General features: G+C 45.2%; 1 protein-coding gene. It reads left to right on the forward strand.

Translation table 11 applies throughout. The features are described from left to right. On the forward strand, positions 1 to 1,176 hold a 1,176-nt coding region (locus ACP45E_RS18140; protein WP_198927757.1), incomplete at both ends, for a fatty acid cis/trans isomerase.

A 1,176-nucleotide genomic window follows, 5' to 3' on the forward strand; every position in this document is an offset into this window, starting at 1 on the left:
TCAACCGAGCAATGGCGAGCTTTCAATTTTCATCCGATACTCAATGAGCGTGCTCAAACCCCCACGGCGAATATTCAAGCCAGTTTGATTTCTCGTATGCTGATGCAAAAAGAAAATCACCCTCTGCCCGATCAAAAGCAGTTGGAGGGATTTGATTTTGCCATTGATCGATTGCAGGAGTGCCCTTCTATTGAAGAGTTCGATAACTATGAGCAAGATTTCCCTACCTGGGGAATGCCTTACGGACTCCCTAATATCAGTAGTCACGAATACAGCACACTGATGGCATGGGTTGAGAACGGCTCAATCATGAATGCCCCTCTTCCTTTGTCTAAGGCGGAACTGAGTAAGATAGCGGAATATGAAACCTTTCTAAACAAGGATGATCTGAAAAGCCAGCTCTCGGCTCGGTACATTTATGAACACCTTTTTCTTTCCCATCTTTATTTTTCAGAGCTCACCGGTGGCCCTCGTTACTTTAATCTGGTGCGATCCTCGACGCCACCAGGAGAGGCCGTTCAACGTATAGTCACTCGCAGGCCTTATGATAACCCAGGGGTTGAGCGTGTTTACTATCGATTAATTCCAGAGCAAGGGACGACCGTAAGCAAAACCCACTTACCCTTTGAATTGAACAACACTCGTATGCAAGATTGGCAAGCATGGTTCGTAGACGAGAGTTACACCGTCACTAGTCTACCTACTTACCAAATCGGTGTCGCCGCCAATCCTCTGACCGCTTTTTTTGATTTGCCGGTTCGTTCACGATTTAAATTCATGGTCGATACCGCTAAAAACACCATCGGCGCGTTTATAAAAGGTCCCGTTTGTCGTGGTCAGCTCGCACTCAACGTGATTAACGATCGTTTCTGGGTGATGTTTATTGACCCTGATAAATCTAATCTTCCTGAAATAAACGAATTCTATCAGTCTCAAGTAAATAATTTGAGGCTTCCCTCTGAACTTGATAGCACAACTGTCCCTGTTGTCAGTTGGGTAAAATACTCACGTCAACAAGCTCGCTATTTAGAAGCAAAATCAACATTCATTAACGATTGGTTCAATCAGGGTGAGTACTTAACCACCGATATCCTTTGGCAAGGTGATGGCAGTAATCACAACGCTGCCCTCACCATTTTCAGGCATTTTGACAGCGCCTCGGTGGTGCAAGGGTTA

Source organism: Vibrio genomosp. F10 str. 9ZD137, from assembly GCF_049974785.1.
In the GTDB taxonomy this organism is placed as follows: domain Bacteria; phylum Pseudomonadota; class Gammaproteobacteria; order Enterobacterales; family Vibrionaceae; genus Vibrio.